13 protein-coding genes and 3 pseudogenes are annotated in these 19,248 nt (G+C 72.7%); 5 read left to right on the top strand and 11 right to left on the bottom strand.

From position 1 onward, the window contains the following. Window positions 1-30: 30 nt before the first annotated feature. The 3 genes and pseudogenes from OG617_RS22350 to nrdR form a co-directional block, all read right to left on the bottom strand. Window positions 31-975: pseudogene (locus OG617_RS22350) on the bottom strand (DUF2332 domain-containing protein); the annotation flags it as partial. Between the two features lie 115 nt (window positions 976-1,090). Then, window positions 1,091-3,937, bottom strand: a complete 2,847-nt coding sequence (locus tag OG617_RS22345) for a vitamin B12-dependent ribonucleotide reductase (RefSeq protein ID WP_405094964.1) — start codon at window positions 3,935-3,937, stop codon at window positions 1,091-1,093. A 66-nt stretch (window positions 3,938-4,003) separates the two neighbouring features. Beyond that, window positions 4,004-4,519: a transcriptional regulator NrdR gene (nrdR, locus tag OG617_RS22340; protein ID WP_405094963.1), complete on the bottom strand. Its 516-nt coding sequence runs from the start codon at window positions 4,517-4,519 to the stop codon at window positions 4,004-4,006. Between the two features lie 575 nt (window positions 4,520-5,094). Between nrdR and lexA the strand changes: the two genes are divergently transcribed. After that, complete coding sequence (gene lexA / locus OG617_RS22335) at window positions 5,095-5,880, top strand: transcriptional repressor LexA (RefSeq protein ID WP_161688192.1); 786 nt, start codon at window positions 5,095-5,097, stop codon at window positions 5,878-5,880. 137 nt (window positions 5,881-6,017) lie between these two features. On the opposite strand, the gene OG617_RS22330 is transcribed toward lexA, so the two are convergent. Together OG617_RS22330 and hflX are read right to left on the bottom strand one after the other, a co-directional pair. Next, window positions 6,018-7,703, bottom strand: coding sequence for a proline-rich domain-containing protein (locus OG617_RS22330; protein ID WP_405094962.1), 1,686 nt, complete (start codon window positions 7,701-7,703; stop codon window positions 6,018-6,020). Window positions 7,704-7,903: 200 nt separating this feature from the next. Further along, window positions 7,904-9,355: a GTPase HflX gene (hflX, locus tag OG617_RS22325; RefSeq protein ID WP_405094961.1), complete on the bottom strand. Its 1,452-nt coding sequence runs from the start codon at window positions 9,353-9,355 to the stop codon at window positions 7,904-7,906. Between the two features lie 206 nt (window positions 9,356-9,561). On the opposite strand from hflX, the gene OG617_RS22320 reads away from it, so the two are divergent. After that, window positions 9,562-11,028, top strand: a complete 1,467-nt coding sequence (locus tag OG617_RS22320; protein ID WP_405094960.1) for an NAD-dependent malic enzyme — start codon at window positions 9,562-9,564, stop codon at window positions 11,026-11,028. A 118-nt stretch (window positions 11,029-11,146) separates the two neighbouring features. Here the strand turns inward: OG617_RS22320 and dapF are convergent, their stop codons facing one another. The 3 genes from dapF to OG617_RS22305 are packed head-to-tail and all read right to left on the bottom strand — an operon-like array spanning window position 11,147 to window position 13,709. Beyond that, window positions 11,147-11,986 (bottom strand): diaminopimelate epimerase, encoded by an 840-nt coding sequence (dapF, locus tag OG617_RS22315; RefSeq protein ID WP_405094959.1) that lies wholly within the window; start codon window positions 11,984-11,986, stop codon window positions 11,147-11,149. A gap of 8 nt (window positions 11,987-11,994) precedes the next feature. Then, entirely contained in the window at window positions 11,995-12,945 is a 951-nt protein-coding gene (miaA, locus tag OG617_RS22310; protein WP_405103887.1) for a tRNA (adenosine(37)-N6)-dimethylallyltransferase MiaA, read from the bottom strand. Continuing rightward, window positions 12,930-13,709, bottom strand: a complete 780-nt coding sequence (locus OG617_RS22305) for a hypothetical protein (RefSeq protein ID WP_405094958.1) — start codon at window positions 13,707-13,709, stop codon at window positions 12,930-12,932. Before OG617_RS22305 ends, miaA begins: the two co-directional genes overlap by 16 nt. A 150-nt stretch (window positions 13,710-13,859) precedes the next feature. On the opposite strand from OG617_RS22305, the gene OG617_RS22300 reads away from it, so the two are divergent. Together OG617_RS22300 and OG617_RS22295 are read left to right on the top strand one after the other, a co-directional pair. Next, a complete protein-coding gene (locus OG617_RS22300) occupies window positions 13,860-15,068 on the top strand; it encodes a DUF349 domain-containing protein (protein WP_405094957.1) in 1,209 nt (402 codons plus the stop codon). Between the two features lie 372 nt (window positions 15,069-15,440). Then, window positions 15,441-16,406, top strand: coding sequence for a polysaccharide lyase family 1 protein (locus tag OG617_RS22295; protein WP_405094956.1), 966 nt, complete (start codon window positions 15,441-15,443; stop codon window positions 16,404-16,406). Window positions 16,407-16,454: 48 nt separating this feature from the next. On the opposite strand, the pseudogene OG617_RS22290 reads toward OG617_RS22295, so the two are convergent. Beyond that, a pseudogene (locus tag OG617_RS22290) lies at window positions 16,455-16,694 on the bottom strand (tRNA (N6-isopentenyl adenosine(37)-C2)-methylthiotransferase MiaB); the annotation flags it as partial. Window positions 16,695-16,838: 144 nt separating this feature from the next. Next, window positions 16,839-18,098 (bottom strand): annotated as a pseudogene (gene miaB, locus OG617_RS22285) (tRNA (N6-isopentenyl adenosine(37)-C2)-methylthiotransferase MiaB); the annotation flags it as partial. A gap of 58 nt (window positions 18,099-18,156) precedes the next feature. On the opposite strand from miaB, the gene OG617_RS22280 reads away from it, so the two are divergent. Next, window positions 18,157-18,390: a DUF2277 family protein gene (locus OG617_RS22280; RefSeq protein WP_405094955.1), complete on the top strand. Its 234-nt coding sequence runs from the start codon at window positions 18,157-18,159 to the stop codon at window positions 18,388-18,390. A gap of 270 nt (window positions 18,391-18,660) precedes the next feature. On the opposite strand, the gene OG617_RS22275 is transcribed toward OG617_RS22280, so the two are convergent. After that, the gene (locus OG617_RS22275) at window positions 18,661-19,140 is read right to left on the bottom strand and encodes a hypothetical protein (RefSeq protein ID WP_405094954.1); all 480 of its coding nucleotides are present in this window, start codon (window positions 19,138-19,140) and stop codon (window positions 18,661-18,663) included. Window positions 19,141-19,248 lie beyond the last annotated feature (108 nt).

Raw genomic sequence — 19,248 nt, 5'->3', positions numbered from 1 at the left:
CTCGACGAACGGGCCGGACCGCCCAGCCTGGGCGAACCAGGTGATCGCCTGCCCGTGCGAGCGGGTCCAGGCCAGCGGCGTGCCGTCCAGCGCGAGCACGTTGTGCAGCGCGCCGTCCGGCGGGTCGGGCAGGCCGTCGTACCCCAGCACGTCCGGCGCCTCGTTCGAGATCCAGTGCCCGGGCAGCCCGCGTACCACCTCGACGAACGCCTCCCGGCGCGGCGGCGACACCTGGTAGAGCACGGAGGTGTGGAACACCACCAGCGTCGCGCCGGCCGGCGCCCGCGCGGCCAGGGCCGGCAGGTCGTCCACCAGGTCGCCGCGTACCAGCAGCGGCGGGTCGGACGCGGCGACGGACGCGGCGGCCCGCAGCCGGGCGCGGCGGTGCGTGTGCTCCGGCCAGACGAGCGCGTCCAGCCAGGCGACGTCGGCCGGGTCGGTGACGTCGAGCGGGTTCAGGTCCAGGCCGGCCCGCCACACCACCTCGGGCCGGCGGTCGGGCGGCATCGTCCCGGTGAGCGCGCAGTCGAGGACCGGCTCGCCCGCGCCGAGCAAATGGTCGCCGTAGCGGTAGGCGTACCGGTCCGGGTGGAGGCAGAGCCCGGCGGACGCTCCGACCTCCAGCAGGGCGAGCGGCTGCGGCAGCGCGGCGAGCACCGGCAGCAGCACGGCGCACCGCCCGGCCTCGTTGGTCTGGGTGGCTCGGATGCGCAGCTCCGCCTCGATCGCCGGCCAGTGCGCCACCGCGAAGTCGCGGAACGCGGCCGGGTCCTCGACCGGGCCGCCGAGGAACCGTACGACGCCGAACAGCAGGTTGGGCTGCCGCCTGGCCGGCGGGAGCGTGTCGAGCAGCGCGAGCACCCCGACGTCACGGGAGACCGCCAGGGCCAGGCGCTCGTACGCGGGCGACACGCCGTGCGCCTCGCGGGCGGCGAACTCGGCGTAGCCGGCGGCGGTCGATGGGGCTTCCTGGATCACCGGGACAGCGTAGGGATGCGCGATGCCATTGACATGGCGCCTTCGTTCCCTCCGGTCTGATCCCGGCTCACGAGCCCCGGGCGCGTCAACGCCCGGGGCTCGTTGCCTTCTGTCAGCTGCAGCCGCTGGTGGAGCCGCAGCCCTCGCAGACGTAGCAGCTGCCGGCCGGGCGCATCTTCGTACCGCAGGTGAAGCAGAGCGGCGCGTCGGCGGCCTTGCCGATCACGGCCTCCAGCAGCTCAGTGCTGGAGCCGACCGACGGGGCCGGCCTGGCGGCGGCGACGTCGGCGGTCTCCGGCGCCTCGACCGGGGCGGAGGAGGCCATCGCGGTCAGCTCCGCACCGCTGACCAACGCGCTCTCCGCCTCCGCCTCGGCCCGCAGCTGGGCGGCCCGCTCCTTGGCGGTGAAGATGCCCAGCTCGGCGCGGCCCTCGTACGGCAGGAAGTCCAGGGCCAGGCGACGGAAGATGTAGTCCATCACCGAGGCGGCCATCCGCACGTCCGGGTCGTCGGTCATGCCGGCCGGCTCGAAGCGCATGTTGGTGAACTTGCTGACGTACGTCTCCAGCGGAACTCCGTACTGGAGGCCGATGGAGATGGCCACCGAGAAGGCATCCATCACGCCGGCCAGGGTCGAGCCCTGCTTCGACATCTTGAGGAAGACCTCGCCGAGGCCGTCGTCCGGGTAGGACGACGCGGTGAGGTACCCCTCGGCGCCGCCGACGGAGAAGCTGACCGTCTGCGACGGGCGCTTCTTCGGCAGCCGCTTGCGCACCGGGCGGTACTCGACGACCTTCTCCACCACCGGCGCGACGGCGGTGGTCGCGGCCGGGGCCGCGGTCTTGTTCGGCTTGGCCACGGACAGCGGCTGGCCGACCTTGCAGTTGTCCCGGTAGATGGCCAGCGCCTTGAGGCCGAGCTTCCAGCCCTCGAAGTAGATCTTCTCGACGTCGGCGACGGTGGCCTGCTCCGGCATGTTGACCGTCTTGGAGATCGCGCCGGAGATGAACGGCTGGACGGCCGCCATCATCCGCACGTGCCCCATCGGCGCGATGGACCGCTCGCCCATGGCGCAGTCGAAGACCGGGTAGTGCTCCGGCTTGAGGCCGGGGGCGTCCACCACGTGGCCGTGGTCGGCGATGTGCTCGACGATCGCCTCGACCTGCTCCTCGGGGTAGCCGAGGCTGCGCAGGGCGCGCGGGACGGTCTGGTTGACGATCTGCATCGACCCGCCGCCGACCAGCTTCTTGAACTTGACCAGCGCCAGGTCCGGCTCGACGCCGGTGGTGTCGCAGTCCATCATCAGGCCGATGGTGCCGGTCGGAGCCAACACTGCGGCCTGCGAGTTGCGCCAGCCGAACTTGTCGCCGATCTTGTTGCCCTGGGTCCACTGCTTGGTCGCCTCGCGGACGATCGCGGTGGCCACCGTGCTGGTGGGCTTGATCTCGTCGTTGGCGGCGGCGTGCTTGCGCATGACCCGCTTGTGCGGCTCGGCGTTGCGGGCGTAGCCGTCGTACGGGCCGACGATGCCGGCCAGCTCGGCCGAGCGGCGGTACGCCGTGCCGGTCATCAGCGAGGTGATCGAGGCGGCGACCGAGCGGCCCTGCTCCGAGTCGTACGGCTGACCGGTGGCCATCAGCAGGGCGCCGAGGTTGGCGTACCCGATGCCGAGCTGCCGGTAGGCGCGGGTGGTCTCGCCGATCTTCTCGGTCGGGAAGTCGGCGAAGCAGATCGAGATGTCCATCGCGGTGATGACGAACTCGACGGACCTGACGAACTTCTCCACCTCGAAGCCACCGTCCGCGCGGAGGAACTTCATCAGGTTGAGCGAGGCCAGGTTGCACGAGGAGTTGTCCAGGTGCAGGTACTCCGAGCACGGGTTCGACGCGGTGATCCGGCCGGTCTCCGGGCAGGTGTGCCAGTCGTTGATGGTGTCGTCGTACTGCAGGCCGGGGTCGGCGCACTCCCAGGCGGCGGTCGAGATGGCACGGAACAGCTTCTTCGCGTTGATCGTCTCGATCGTCGCCCCGTCGAGTCGACCCCGCAGGTCGAAACCGCCGTCGTTCTCCACCGCCGTCATGAACTCGTCGGAGACCCGGACCGAGTTGTTGGCGTTCTGGTACTGCACGCTGACGATGTCGGCTCCGCCGAGGTCCATGTCGAACCCGGCGTCGCGCAGCGCGCGGATCTTGTCCTCCTCGCGCGCCTTGGTGACCACGAACTCCTGGATGTCCGGGTGGTCCACGTCGAGGATGACCATCTTGGCCGCGCGCCGGGTGGCGCCGCCGGACTTGATGGTGCCGGCGGAGGCGTCCGCGCCGCGCATGAAGCTGACCGGGCCGGAGGCGTTGCCGCCGGAGGAGAGCAACTCCCGGGAGGAACGGATCCGGGACAGGTTGACCCCGGAGCCGGAGCCGCCCTTGAAGATCAGCCCCTCCTCCTTGTACCAGTCGAGGATCGAGTCCATCGAATCATCCACAGAAAGGATGAAACACGCCGATACCTGCTGGGGCGACGGCGTGCCGACGTTGAACCAGACCGGCGAGTTGAAGCTGAACACCTGGTGCAGCAGCATCCAGGTCAGCTCGTGGGCGAACACCTCGGCGTCGGCCGGGGTGGCGAAGTAGCCGTGCTCCTCGCCCGCCTTGCGGTAGGTGCTGACCACCCGGTCGATGAGCTGCCGCAGCGACCACTCCCGATCCGGGGTACCCACCGCGCCCCGGAAGTACTTGGTGGTCACGATGTTGGCCGCGTTCACGCTCCAGGACACGGGGAACTCGACCCCGCGCTGCTCGAAGTTGATCGAGCCGTCCCGCCAGTTCGTCATCACGACGTCGCGACGCTCCCACGCCACCTCGTCGTAGGGGTGGACCCCGTCGGTCGTCCACACCCGCTCGATCTTGAGGCCCGCGCCGGCCTTCGTCCGCGTCCGGCTGGCTGTCACGCCGTCCCCCGCCATCTCATCCGCCCCCTCGTCTGCGCGGTCACCCGCCGCGCGTCGCACTGTCAGCAATTCAGGAAAAGCTCAAACGGTACGGTCGGCGGCCCCCGCCGCCGCCCCGGCGTCGCCGTCCGCCCCGACGCCCCTCCGGGCGCGGGCGGCGGCGCGCAGCGTCTCGATCTCGCGCTCGAAGTCGGTCAGCGAGTCGAACGAGCGGTAGACGCTGGCGAAGCGGAGGTACGCCACCTCGTCCAGGTCCCGCAGCGGGCCGAGGATCGCCAGCCCCACGTCGTGGCTGGGGATCTCGGCGGCCCCCTTGGCCCGGATGGCCTCCTCGACCTTCTGGGCGAGCAGGGCGATGGAGTCCTCGTCGACCGGCCGCCCCTGGCACGCCTTGCGCACCCCACCGCCGATCTTGGTACGACTGAACGGCTCGGTCACCCCGCTGCGCTTGACCACCGCGAGCACCGCCTCCTCGACGGTGGTGAACCGCTTGCCGCACTCCGGGCAGGACCGCCGTCGGCGGATCAACTGGCCGTCGTCGGCCTCCCGCGAGTCGACGACCCGGGAGTCGGCGTGCCGGCAGTACGGGCACCGCATCGCCTGACCTCCTTCGTCAACGGCGGGCACACCGGGCACCCCACCCCCGGACGCGCACACAACCGCGGCGCCGGCCCCGCAGGGGGCCGCCACCGGGTGCGGCAGCTGAGAGTGCGGTCGGTAGTTGAACCCAACCTGTAGGCGACTTACGCCCATGTGACTACTACATCTAGGGGTCGACCGTATGCGCCCGGCGGACCGAAATCAAGTTCGCCGACCCGCCCGGCGCGTCATCAGGATCACGTCCCGCACTCCCCCTCCCCGGCTCGCCGAAAGCCCCAACGCGGGACCGCTCCCCCCGGTCACGGCCGACCGGCCGAGGGCGGGAAACCGCGGGCAGGGAACGCCGGAACTCGAACTGGTGTTCGAGGGCCGCGTACCATTTACCAGAACAGGCGTTCGGATTTCCCGCTTTCTCGCTCCGACACGCCGGCGAAGGTCGTACAGATGTTTGAAAATGACCGATCCCACCTATACGGTCAAGAACAACCGGACGTGGCGGGTTCCGCCCCGCCCCGGTTGCCACACGCACCACGAGCCGCCGAGGCACCCAGCGCCGACCAGGGAGGACGGACGTGACCGAGGACCGGGCCAGCCGGCCGAAGAACCCGCAGCAGATCGCCGAGGCGGGTCCACCGGCCACTCGGCGCCCCCGCGCCGCGCGCAGCCGGACCGGGCAGCCGGCCGTGCGAGCGGTCACCCCGGTGGTCAGCAGCTTCCCCGACCCGGCCACGGTCGACCTCACCGCCCGGCAGCGTCGCATCCTGGAGTTCATCCGCACCTGGGTCGATCGGCACGGATACCCGCCGAGCGTGCGGGAGATCGGCGAGGCCGTCGGTCTCGTCTCCCCGTCCAGCGTCGCCTACCAGCTCAAGGAGCTGGAGAAGAAGGGCTTCCTGCGCCGCGACCCGAACCGGCCGCGCGCGGTGGACGTCCGGGCCCCCAGCGACATGATCGACGATGAGGCGTCCCGCTCGCAGCGGCCCACCCCGGCGTACGTGCCGATGCTGGGCCGGATCGCCGCCGGTGGGCCGATCCTCGCCGAGCAGGCGGTGGAGGACATCTTCCCCCTCCCCCGCGAGCTGGTGGGCGAGGGCGAGGTCTTCATGCTCCAGGTCAAGGGCGACTCGATGCTCGACGCCGCGATCTGCGACGGGGACTGGGTGGTGGTCCGGCAGCAGCCGACCGCCGACTCCGGCGAGATCGTCGCGGCGATGCTCGACGGCGAGGCGACGGTGAAGACCTACCGCCACCGGGACGGCCACGTCTGGCTGATGCCGCAGAACCCAGCCTTCGACCCGATCCCCGGCGACGACGCCACCATCATGGGCCGGGTCGTCGCCGTCCTGCGCCGGATCTGACCGCTGGCGGGCAGCGGTCGCCACGGCGGCCGTTGCCCGGGGGATCACCGCCCCGGCGAGGGATCGTCGACCACGCCGCTGGTGACCGGTGCCCAGTCGGGACCGGTAGCAGGTCGATCGGTCAGTACGCCGATCGGTCAGTAGCGGTCGCCGCGGTACTCACGACCGCTGCCGGGCCCCTGGCCGCCGTAGCCGCCCCGCCCGTCGTCGGGCCCGCCCTCGCCGCGCCGGCCCGCGCGGGGGTCGCGCGGGTCCCGGGTGTCCCGCCCCCGTCGGGGCGGCTCGGCCCGCCCGCCGCCGTACACCCCGCCGCGCACCGGCCGGCTGTCCCTGCCGGGCTGGCCCCCGCCCGGAGGCTGCCCGCCGGCGGGCTGGTCGCCGCCGTACCCGCCACCGGCCGGTCGGCCACCGCCGTAGACCTCGCCGCCCTGAGGACGGGCACCGCGACCGCCGGGACGGCCACCGCCGCCACCGCCGTAGACCTCACGGGAAGGGGCCTGGGGCGGGCCGCCGGCCGCCGGCCCCTCGCCGTACACACCGCCGGCTGCCGGCACGCCGCCGTAGACCCCGCCGCGCGAACGGTCCCCGCCCGGCGGTGGGCCCTCGGCGGGGCGGCCGTGGCCGGGCTCGCCCGGGCCGTCGTCCAGCGGGAACTCGTCCCGCTCCGGCACGTCCGGGCCGAACTTCGGGGCGCCGGCCGGCGCTGGGCGCTTCCGCGCCCGCACGATGCCGAGGATGCCCGCGCCGACCATCAGCGCGCCGATCACGCCGACCGCGGCGATCAGGTACGTGATCTGGTCGAGGCTCAGCCCATCCATCCAGGACTTCCCCGCCGCAGGCTTGGGCGAGCCGGCGGCGTCACCGGTCAGCGCCTCGGCGCCGGTGGTGGAGGGGGCGTAGCCCAGGATGTCGATCGGATCGTCCGGGGCCAGCTCACCGCCGTCGGAGACCGTGACGAACGACTTGCCGTCCGGGGTGTAGGAGATCGCCTCGCCGAACGGGTCCGTCAGCGGGGTCACCCGGGGCTTGCCGCCGGTCAGCGCCCCGACGATGTCGCCGTTCGACACGTCGTACTCGAAGGCGTCCGCGTACGTGCGCAGCACCACCTTCGTGCCGTCGGGCGAGCGGGCGGCACCGGTGACGGCGACCCGGCCGATCGTGTTCAGCACGTTCGGGGTGTTCGTCTTCGGCAGCGACACCTCGCCGGCCCTGGTCATCGGCACCGGTTCGGTGTCGCCGGTCTTGAGCTTGCCCGACGGGGTGAAGATCTCGGCCTTGCCGCTGGCCACCTTGGTGATGATCAGCGGCTTGCCGTCGTCGCCGATCAGCAGCGCCTCGGCGTCGTGCGGCTTGCCCTCGGGGTAGGAGAGCCGGTGCAGCACCGGCTTGGCCGACCCATCGGCCGGCATGCTCCACACCGCCACCCGCTCGCGCCGCTGGGCGCTGGTGATGTTGTCGCCGATGTCGGCGATCCACAGCTTCTCGCCGTCCGGCGAGAGCGCCAGGTCCTCGGTGTCGAGCGGACCCTTCCCCGAGTAGCGCACCGGCTCCCCCGCCAGCTTGCACTTGGTGTCGAGGAAGAACACCCGCTTGTGGCTCTCGACGTCGGTGCCGTCGTTGATCACCACGTACCCGCTCTTCGTGGCCACCAGGCCGGAGAGCTCCCGCAGCCGCTCGTCGACGACGGTGCAGCGTTTCTTGCCGGGAGTCGGCTGAGGTGCGGCGGCCCCGGGGGCGGGCGCGGCCAGGGCGGCTCCGGAGAGCGCCACGGTCGCCCCGAGCAGGCCGAGGGCAACCGTGACCGAGGAAACAGCGCGGCGCATGGGGTCAGTGTCGCATGCCCGCATGTATGCCAGGGTGACGCCGGCACGCTGACGTTGAGTCGCCACTCACGACCGGACGGCACGGACCCGTGCCAGCAGGCGCCGCCCGGCGACGCCGATCCGGCACACACCGGCTGGGACGTCGCCCCGCCGGAAGCGCCGCGATCCCCGGGGCCGGCGTACCGGCCCCGGGGTGTCACTCACCGGGCGCGGGCGGCGACGGGTGCCTCCTCCGCCGCGTACGGGGTGAGCTCGGCGGCGAGCGCCTCACCGACCCGCACGTGCAGCAGCGTGCCCTCGGGCAGGTGGGCGGTGCTGAGCACCTCGCCCTGCCGGTGCACCCGGGCCACCAGGTCGCCCCGGTCGTACGGGAGCACCGCTCGGACCTCCACCGCCGGGCTGGGCAGCCGCTGCTCGATGGCAGCCCGGACCTCGTCGATCCCCCGCCCCGAGCGGGCCGAGGCGAAGATGGCGTCCGGCCAGAGCCGCTTGAGCCGCAGCAGCGTCTCCTCGTCGGCCGCGTCGGTCTTGTTGACCACCAGCAGCTCGGGCAGCCGGTCGGCGCCCACCTCGGCGAGCACCTCGCGGACCGCCCGGACCTGCTCCTCCGGGTCCGGATGGGCGCCGTCGACGACGTGCACCACCAGATCGGACTCGGCGACCTCCTCCAGGGTCGAGCGGAACGCCTCGACGATCTGGTGCGGCAGGTGCCGGACGAAGCCGACCGTGTCGGAGAGGGTGTAGAGCCGCCCGTCGGCGGCGGTGGCCTTGCGGGTGGTCGGGTCCAGGGTGGCGAACAGCGCGTTCTCCACCAGCACTCCGGCCCCGGTCAGCCGGTTGAGCAGGCTGGACTTGCCGGCGTTGGTGTAGCCGGCGATCGCCACGGCCGGGACGGCGTTGCGGGAGCGACGGGCGCGCTTGGTCTGGCGTACCGTCTTCATGGCCTTGATCTCCCGACGCAGCCGGGAGATGCGGTGCCGGATGCGCCGCCGGTCGGTCTCCAGCTTGGTCTCACCGGGACCGCGCACGCCCACGCCGCCGCCCGCGCCGCCGCCGCGACCGGAACCACCGGTCTGCCGGGACAGCGTCTCGCCCCAACCGCGCAGCCGGGGCAGCAGGTATTCGAGCTGGGCCAGCTCGACCTGCGCCCGGCCCTCCTTGCTCTTGGCGTGCTGGGCGAAGATGTCCAGGATCAGCGCGGTGCGGTCGACCACCTTGACCTTGGTGCGCTGCTCCAGGTTGCGGAGCTGGGACGGGGACAGCTCGCCGTCGCAGATCACCGTGTCGGCGCCGGAGGAGAGCACCATCGACCCGAGGTCGTCGACCTTGCCCCGGCCGATGTACGTCGCCGGGTCGGGGCGGTGGCGACGCTGGATCAACCCCTCGAGCACCTGCGAGCCGGCCGTCTCGGCCAGCGCCGCCAGCTCGGTGAGGGAGTTCTCGGCGTCGGTCTGGCTGCCCTCGGTCCAGACCCCGACGAGGACGACCCGCTCCAGCCGGAGCTGGCGGTACTCGACCTCGGTGACGTCGGTGAGCTCGGTGGAGAGGCCAGGGACCCGCCGCAGCGCCTGCCGCTCCGACAGCTCGAACCCCCCGGTGGTGGCGTCGATCTCGTCGTCTGAGAGGGGTACGTAGGTCTCCTGGTCGCGCAAGTGCGCCTCCCTGTCCGTTCTGTAGCGAAGCGACGGCTTTCTGTCGCGTACGAGCAATCCTGACATGTGACAACGCCGGACGCACCCGCTATATGCCCGTCGCCTGGACCACCAAAAGTGGGGGCGAATGCGACGCGACCGGCGCGGGCGAGTAGAAATGCGGGGCGACATACGTTCGGCCGATCAGCGTTGACGGAGGCATTCCCGTGGCCATCACCCGACTTCCGAGTGCCGGGTTCTCGATCACCATCCGGATCGCCGTGCCCGCGGACGCCTCCTCGATCGGCCGGCTGACCACCTCGGTCGGCGAGGCCGGGGCGATCGTCACCGCGCTGGACGTGGTCGACTCCGACCCGACCAGCGTGCTCGTCGACCTGACCTGCGACACCGCCGACGCCGGCCACGCCGACCAGGTGGTCGACGCGCTCACCGCGCTCGACGGAGTGGACGTCCGCAAGGTCTCCGACCGCACGTTCCTCCTGCACCTCGGTGGCAAGATCGAGGTCAGCTCGAAGGTGGCGCTGCGCAACCGTGACGAGCTGTCCCGGGCGTACACCCCGGGGGTGGCCCGGGTCTGCATGGCGATCGCCGAGAACCCGGCGGACGCCCGCCGGCTGACCATCAAGCGCAACACGGTCGCGGTGGTCAGCGACGGCTCGGCCGTGCTCGGCCTGGGCAACCTCGGGCCGGCCGCGTCGCTGCCCGTGATGGAGGGCAAGGCGGCGCTGTTCAAGCGCTTCGGCGGGGTGGACGCGTGGCCGGTGGTGCTGGACACCCAGGACACCGACGAGATCGTGGCGATCGTCAAGGCGATCGCGCCCGCGTACGGCGGGATCAACCTGGAGGACATCGCCGCACCGCGCTGCTTCGAGATCGAGGCCCGGCTGCGCGAACTGCTCGACATCCCGGTCTTCCACGACGACCAGCACGGCACCGCGATCTGCGTGCTGGCCGCGCTGACCAACGCGCTGCGCGTGGTGGGCAAGCAGCTCGCGGACGTCCGGGTGGTCGTCTCTGGGGCCGGCGCGGCCGGCACCGCGATCATGAAGCTGCTGCTGCGCCAGGGCGTCGGCGACATCGTCGCGTGCGACCGGCAGGGCGCCCTGCACCCCGGCCTGGCCGGGCTCAACCCGGCCTGGCAGTGGCTGGCGGATAACACCAACAAGGAGAACTACTCCGGCGACCTGGCCGGGGCGATCCGCGGCGCGGACGTCTTCATCGGGGTGAGCGCGCCGAACCTGCTCACCGGCGACGACATCGCCACCATGGCCAAGGACTCGATCGTCTTCGCGCTGGCCAACCCGGACCCGGAAGTCGACCCCCGGGAGGCGCGCAAGCACGCTGCGGTCGTCGCCACCGGCCGGTCCGACCAGCCGAACCAGATCAACAACGTGCTCGCCTTCCCGGGCGTGTTCCGGGGCATGCTGGACGCGCACGCCGAGGCGTTCACCGAGGAGATGGCGATCGCCGCCGCCCGGGCGATCGCGGACGTGGTCGGCGAGGACAAGATCAACCCGACGGTCATCGTCCCCAGCGTCTTCGACTCCCGGGTCGCCCCGGCGGTCGCCGCCGCCGTCCGCGCCGCCGCCCAGTCCCCGGCCCCACCCCCGGCCGCCGACCCGGGCCCGCCCGACCTCCCAGAGATCGCCGCCACCGCCAGCGCCACCCCCTAACGCCCGGCTCTCCCCCTGAGGGCGGCTTGATCAAGGAGTTTGCGTCGGCCGGGTTGCCGGATCTGACGCAAACCTCTTGATCAACCCGGGTTTTCCCCGGGGTGAGGGCACCCGGGGGTCAGGGGGTGGGGAGGGTTACCGTGCCGGTGGCGATCAGGAGGGCTGGGCCGGCGAGCCAGCAGGAGTCGTCCGTCACCGTGACCGTGAGGCGGCCGCCGGGGACGTCGACCGTCGCCGTGCCGGTGTCCCGGCCGGCGTCGCGCAGGGCGACCGCGGCGACCGCGCACGCGCCGGTTCCGCAGGACAGCGTCTCGGCGGAACCCCGCTCGTAGACCCGCATGAGCACGTGGACGTCGGTGTCGCTGACCGGGTCGCCGGGCGCGGTGAACTCGACGTTCACCCCGGAGGGGAAGACCCCGGTGTCGAACACCGGTGCCCTGGTCAGGTCCAGGCCGGCCAGGTCCAGGCTGCCGGGGAGGGCGCAGACCAGGTGCGGGTTGCCGACGTCCACGGCGGTGCCCGACAGGGTCAGCCCGCCCAGGGCGGCGGTCGCCACGTCGTACAGCTGGGGGCGGCGCATCTCGACCGAGACCGTGTCGCCCTCGACCAGCGCGCGCACGACGCCGGCCCGGGTGGCCACCGGCAGCGCCGCACCGGACGGCGTGGCCAGCCCGGTCTCCAGCAGGTAGCGGACGAAGACGCGGGCACCGTTGCCGCACATCTCGGCCACCGACCCGTCGGCGTTGCGGTAGTCCATGAACCACTCGGCGTCTCCGGCCAGGGCGGCGCCCTCGGGGTGCTTGGCGGCCCGCACCACCCGCAGGACGCCGTCCGCGCCGAGGCCCCGCCGCCGGTCGCACAGCGCGGCGACCAGCCCCGGGGTCAGGTCGAGCGCGCCGTCCGGGTCGGGGAGGATGACGAAGTCGTTGCCGGTGCCGTGCCCCTTGGTGAACTCCACGCCCCCCATCATCGCGCAGCGGCGGGGACGAGACGCAGGGCGTCGGCGACCAGCCCCGGGGCGGCGGAGTCCAGCCAGTGGATCCGTTGGTCGCGGCGGAACCAGGAGCGCTGCCGGCGGACGAAACGGCGGGTGGCCCGGACCGTCTCGTCGTGCGCCCCGGTCTCGGTCAGCTCCCCGGCGAACAGGCGCAGCACCTGCTGGTAGCCGAGCGCCCGGCTGGCCGTGCGGCCCTCGGGCAGACCGCGCCCGACCAGGGCCCGGGTCTCGGCGACCAGGCCGTCGGCCCACATCCGGTCCACCCGCAGCGCGATCCGCTCGTCCAGCGTCGTGGTGTCCAGGTCCACCCCGAGCTGCACGGACGGGTAGTGCGGGGTGGGCTCGGGCAGGGACGCGGTGAACGGCGCCCCGGTCAGCTCGATCACCTCCAGGGCGCGGACGATCCGCCGGCCGTTGCCGGGCAGGATGCCCTCGGCCGCGGCCGGGTCCGCCGCGCGCAGCCGCGCGTGCAGGGGGGCGGGGCCGGCCTCGGCCAGCTCCGCCTCCAGCCGCTCCCGCACGGCCGGGTCGGTGCCGGGGAACTCGAACCGCTCCAGCACCGCCCGCACGTACAGGCCGGAGCCGCCGACCAGCAGCGGCACCCGGCCCCGGGCCAGGACGTCGTCGACCGCCGCGCGGGCCAGCCGCTGGTACTCGGCGACGCTGGCCGGCTCGGTCACCTCCCAGATGTCGAGCAGGTGGTGCGGCACGCCCTCCCGCTCGGCCGGCGTGAGCTTCGCGGTGCCGATGTCCATCCCCCGGTAGAGCTGCATCGAGTCGGCGTTGACCACCTCCCCGCCCAGGGCGTGCGCGAGGGCGATGCTCAGCGCCGACTTTCCGGCGGCGGTCGGCCCGACCACCGCCACCACCGTGCCGGGCGGGACGCCGCCCGCGTCCGCCGCGCTCACGCCGGCTCCCAGTTCGCCACGAAGTAGGAGACCCCGTAGGGAGCCTGGTGGTAGCCCAGCGCGCCGCGCCAGTCCCCGCCCGCCGCCCGGGCCGCGCCGGCCAGCACCTGCCAGGGCGCCCGCCCGGCGACCCGCAGCTCGGCCGACAACACCGGGTCGAGGCCGAGCAGGGCGTCGGCGTCCGCGTCGGCCAGGGCCCGGGCCACCCCGTCGTCGTACGCCTGCGCGCGCGGGTCGTCGTAGCCGGGCGCCTTCGTCCCCCGGCAGGCCGACCCGTCCCCCATCACCAGCAGCGCCCACGGCTGGTCCGACCCGATCCGGGCCCCTCCGGCGGCGCAGCTCTCGACCGGCTCGTCGTATGCGACGCTCACCATGCGCCAGCTGATCGGGCCCGACCTCGGCCCCACCCGATTCAGCAGCCAGGCACCCATGAGCAGGCTCAACGGGAGGCCGTCCGTACCGATGGCACCGCTCGGCGCCCGACCGAGCCGGACCTCCAGCGACAGCCCCCACGGCACGAAGCTGCCCCGGTACGGATAGTCCAGGTCGGCAGTGCGGTCGCCGGCGCCGAGCACCACGAGCCTGCGGGCGCCGGCGGCGAGCAACCGGGCCACGGCGGCGTCACAGGCCGTACGGAGTTCGTCCAGCTCAGCGGCAGCGGCACCGGCCAGCTCGGGCACGATCAGGGGCGGGTGGGGGCAGACGGCGGCGGCGACCAGAGGCACCCGTCCACCGTAGCCGGACCCGCCGGTGCGTCCCCGCGCCGATCCGGTCATCCGGGCTCTAGGACACCGTATGGTCACGGTCGACGACAGGCGCTCGACGCGGACGGGGGCGGACCTGTGACAATGCCGGGAGTAACCTGCTGCGCCGTGGCGGCGATCACGGGCTTGTCCCGTCGACGCCGGGAGAACGAGGATGGGCACATGAGCGACTGGACGGCCTTCGGACGGGTGGACGCTGACGGCACCGTGTACGTCAAGACCGCCGAGGGCGAGCGGGTGGTCGGATCCTGGCAGGCGGGAGCCCCGGAGGAGGGGCTGGCCCATTTCGCCCGCCGCTTCGCGGACCTGGTAACCGAGGTGGACCTGACCGAAGCACGGCTCAAGTCGGGCGCGGCTGACGCCGGCGGATCGCTGACCACCATCCGCCGGATCCGCGCCTCGCTCGCCGAGGCGCACGTCGTCGGCGACATCGACGCGCTGGTCGCGCGGCTGGACAAGCTCGCGGCGGTCGCCGAGGAGAAGGCGGGCGAGGCCCGCGCCGCCAAGGACGCGGCCCGGGTCGAGGCGCTGGCCCGCAAGACCGCCCTGGTGGAGGAGGCGGAGAAGCTGGCCGCCGAGTCAACCGGCTGGAAGACCGCCGGCGACCGGCTCAAGGAGATCCTCGACGAGTGGAAGACCGTCCGCGGGGTCGACAAGAAGGCCGACGGTGAGCTGTGGAAACGCTTCGCCGCCGCGCGGGACGCCTTCACCCGCCGCCGGGGCGCCCACTTCGCCACCCTGGATGCCGAGCGCAAGCAGGCGCAGCAGGTCAAGGAGGATCTGGTCGCCGAGGCTGACAAGCTGAAGGAGTCCACCGACTGGGCGGCCACAGCCAACCAGCTCAAGGACCTGATGACCCAGTGGAAGGCGGCCCCGCGCGCCTCCAAGGAAGCCGAGCAGAAGCTCTGGGAACGGTTCCGGGCGGCTCAGGACGCCTTCTTCACCCGGCGCAGCGAGGTCTTCTCGGCCCGGGACGACGAGCAGCGGTCCAACCTGGAGCGCAAGCAGGCGCTGCTCGCCGAGGCGGAGGCGCTGAACGTCGACAGCGACCCGAAGAGTGCCCAGGCCAGGCTGCGGGACATCCAGGCGCAGTGGCACGAGGCCGGCCGGGTGCCTCGGGAGGCGGCGGCCGGGCTGGAGCGCCGGCTGCGTGTGATCGACGACAAGGTCCGCGAGGTGATGGACTCCGCGTGGCGGCGGACCACCAAGGAGGACAACCCGCTGCTGGCCCAGATGCGGGTGCAGGTCACCGAGGCCGAGGAGCGGCTGGCCCGGGCCCAGGCCGCCGGCGACGCCCGCCGGATCAAGGACGCCGAACAGGCGCTCGCCTCGAAGCGCCAGTTCCTCCAGCTCGCCGAGCGGGCCGGCTGAGCCCAGCAACTCCGGGAGCCCCCGGTCCCACCACGGGACCGGGGGCTCCCGCCTGTCCGCGCTCCCGTCTGTCCGCCACCCCGCGCCCGCGCCCGCCGCCCCGCGCCCGGCTCCCGGCGGCCGTCGGCCCTTCCGGGCAGCTCGGGGACATTGCCGGGCCCGAACTTTACATCGATGGACATCTGTGTTTACATCAGGAAAGCGCTTACCTACATCGATGGTGGCGCCAGCACGGGAGCCGCTTCTCACTCCAGGGGCAGTCCACACCGGCGGGGCACGGGTCACCGTCCCCGGCCGACCCCGGCGCCACCGGGTAGGCGCCAGGCGATCGGCCGACGGCCCGCGCACCCCGAACCACCGAAGGGAAGCACCATGCGCATCACGTCACGACGTCGCACGACACTGCTCGCCGCAGCCGCCACCGCCTCGGTCCTCGTCGCCGGAGCCCTCGCCGCCGCCACCGCGCCGGCCTCGGCCGCACCGACCGACCTGGTCGGCTGGGCCACTCAGAACGGGGGCACCACCGGCGGCGGCAGCGCCGCGACCACCACGGTCACCAGCGCCTCCGCGCTGACCGCCGCAGTCGGCTCCAGCAGTGCGGCGGTGATCCGGGTCTCCGGCACCATCACCTGCTCCGGCATGCTGCGGGTCCGGTCGAACAAGACCATCCTCGGCAACCCGGCGGCGACCATCTCCGGCTGCGGATTCAACATCAACGGCGACCGCAACGTCATCATCCGGAACATCACGTTCAAGAACTGGAACGACGACGCGATCAACGTTCAGGAGTCGGCGACCAACCTCTGGATCGACCACAACACCTTCACCGGCGGCTACGACGGCGCGGTCGACATCAAGCGGGGCTCGGACTTCATCACCGTGTCGTGGAACCGGGTCTACAACCACGACAAGTCGATGCTGCTCGGCCACAGCGACGACAACGCCAGCCAGGACACCGGCCACCTGCGGGTGACCTACCACCACAACTGGTTCGACGCGAGCACCCAGCGCCACCCCCGGGTCCGCTTCGGCAACCCGGTGCACGTCTACAACAACTACTACTACAAGAACAGCGGCTACGGCGTGGCCTCCACGGAGGGCGCCGGCGTGCTCGTCGAGGGCAACTACTTCGACGGCGTCAGCGACCCGTACCACCTGGGTGAGGGCAGCTCCGGGCCGGGCACCCTGGTCGCCCGGAACAACCACCTCGTGGGCTCCGGCAGCGGCCAGACCGGCGGCAGCGTGAAGAGCATCCCGTACTCGTACACCCTCGACAGCGCGAGCAGCGTCAAGTCGATCGTGACGGGCGGCGCGGGCGCCGGCAAGATCTCGGTCTGACCGTCGAAGGCCGGTCGGGGCCCGCCGGTGCGGCGGGCCCCGATCGCGTCAGTGGGCGGCGCAGCCGCCCGTCGGCGCGGGGGCCGCGGCCGGCGCGCCGATCGTGGGCAGGCCGAGCAACACCCCGGGGGTACGCGGGGAGCGGCCCGCCTCGGCGGCGTCGCCGGCCCGGGTGCGGCGGTGCGACAGCGGCTCGCCGTCTGCGTTGAGGTGGTGCGGGGCGGCGTACGTGACCGTGGTGTGCACGATGTCCCCGGGGCGGATCCGCCCGGCGAGGGCCCCCGCGTCGCCGGACTGGCTGTTCGCTCCGGCCGAGCCCGTCGCACCGAGCTGGCCGTTCGCTCCGGCCACGCCCGTCGCACCGAGCTGGCTGTTCGCTCCGGCCACGCCCGTCGCACCGAGCTGGCTGTTCGCTCCGGCCACGCCCGTCGCGAAGTGCACGAGGCGGCCGTCGCGGGCCCGGCCGGACATCCGGCCGGTGCGCTCGTCCTTGCGGCCCTCGCCGACGGCGACCAGCACTTCGAGGGTCTCGCCGACCAGCCGCTTGTTCTCCGCCCAGGTGATCTCCTCGACCGTGGCGATCAGCCGCTCGTACCGCTCCTGGACCACCTGCTTGGGGAGCTGGCCGTCCATCGTCGCGGCCGGGGTGCCGGGGCGCTTGGAGTACTGGAAGGTGAACGCCGAGGAGAACCGGGCCTCGCGGACCACGTCCAGGGTGCGCTGGAAGTCCGCCTCCGTCTCGCCGGGGAAGCCGACGATGATGTCGGTGGTGATCGCCGCGTCCGGCATGGCCGCCCGGACCTTGGAGATGATCCCCAGGTACTTCTCCGACCGGTACGACCGGCGCATCGCCTTCAGCACGTCGTCCGAGCCGGACTGCAACGGCATGTGCAGCGAGGGGCAGACGTTCGGGGTCTCGGCCATCGCGGCGATCACGTCGTCGGTGAAGTCCTTCGGGTGCGGGCTGGTGAACCGGACCCGCTCCAGCCCGTCGATGTCCCCGCAGGCCCGCAGCAGCTTGCCGAACGCGTACCGGTCGCCGAACTCGACGCCGTAGGAGTTGACGTTCTGCCCGAGCAGGGTCACCTCCAGCACGCCCTCGTCGACCAGGGCGCGGACCTCGGAGAGGACGTCGCCGGGGCGGCGGTCCTTCTCCTTGCCGCGCAGGGAGGGCACGATGCAGAACGTGCACGTGTTGTTGCAGCCCACCGAGATCGACACCCAGCCGGCGTACGTCGACTCGCGCCGCGCCGGCAACGTCGAGGGGAAGACGTCGAGGGATTCGAGGATCTCCACCTCGGCGGCGGCGTTGTGCCGGGCCCGCTCCAGCAGCACCGGCAGCGAGCCGATGTTGTGCGTGCCGAACACCACGTCCACCCAGGGGGCCTTGCGGACGATGTCGCTGCGGTCCTTCTGGGCGAGGCAGCCGCCGACGGCGATCTGCATCCCGGGATGCCTGTCCTTCACGGGGCGCAGGTGACCCAGGTTGCCGTAGAGCCGGTTGTCGGCGTTCTCCCGGACGGCGCAGGTGTTGAACACCACCACGTCGGGGTTGTCGTCAGCCTCGGCGGCGCGCAGGTAGCCGGCCTGTTCCAGCAGGCCGGAGATGCGCTCGGAGTCGTGCACGTTCATCTGGCAGCCGTACGTGCGCACCTGGTAGGTGCGCGGGCTGCCCACGGCTGCGGTAGTCATGACCCGGACAGCGTATCCGGGCGAGCCGATCAACTCGAATCTCGAATGAGGAGGAGCCGTGTGCCGAAGCATCAAGACCTTGCGTGAGCCGTACGTGCCGGAGGTGACCCGGGCCGACGTCGAGGCGGCGGCGTTGCAGTATGTCCGGAAGATCTCCGGATTCCGGGCGCCGGCCGCGCACAACGCGGCGGCGTTCGACGCGGCGGTGGCCGCCGTCGCCGAAGCCACCGCGACCCTGCTGGACCAGCTGGTGGTCCGCGGCGGGGGCCAGCAGCCGGCCGCCCGGACCTGAGCCGTACGCCCGGACCCGAGCCGGGCCGGGCCGGGCCGGGCCGGGCCGGAGTGGCGACACAGCGTCGTCTCCCGGCACACGCGGGACCCGGCAACCCGCCCCACCCTCCTCTCCCCCTGCGCGGTCCCGGCGTTCCGGTGCGCGCACTTTCACGGAATGTGTGGTCATGGCGCGCGCCGACGCCACGCATTCCGTGAAAGTGCCCGCAGGGGTGGGGTGGGGTGGGGTGGTCGTGTGGGGTCACCAGCCGCACTGGGAGGGCCAGCCGGGTCAGGCTGCGGCCAGGGCCGGGACGATCGAGTCCGGGGCCCACCTGGAGCGGTGGCACCGGGACCAGCCCCGGCAGCCGGGGTGGGCCAGCGTGCAGAGACGCTGGTTGCCCAGCACCTCGCCGTCGTCGGTCTCGGCGACGTCGAAGTGCACCGGACGGATCGTGCCGTCGGGCGCGACCAGCAGGTGCCGGCCGGCGTCGAGGGTGTCGTCGCGCAGCAGGCAGTTGCGGCCGAGCAGCCGGGCCAGCGCGGCGATGCCGGGCAGCTCGGGCAGGCTCTCGGGCACCCCGTAACAGTCCACGATCGTGCCGAACTCCCCCGGCGCCTGCCAGACGTCGCAGATCACCGCGTGCGTGGGCAGCCGTGCGGGGTCAGCCACCGCGAGCGGCATCACCACCCGCCCCAGGGCCTCGGCCAGCGCCGGGTAGACCTCCACCGGGGGTACCCCGTCGATTCTCCAGTTCCACAGCTCGGTCATGCCGCCTCCTCGCTGCGTTCGTCCCACCGGCCTCCGGATCGGGCCTTAATGACGATGGTGGGGGGCATTTGACCTCAGCCGGGCGCAAGTTACCGGTCTGTGACCATT

Origin of the sequence: Micromonospora sp. NBC_01412, from assembly GCF_045040215.1 — a bacterium.
Lineage (GTDB): Bacteria > Actinomycetota > Actinomycetes > Mycobacteriales > Micromonosporaceae > Micromonospora > Micromonospora rubida.
Note: the sequence above shows the minus strand (reverse complement) of the source record. Positions and strands in the feature narration are given on the sequence as shown.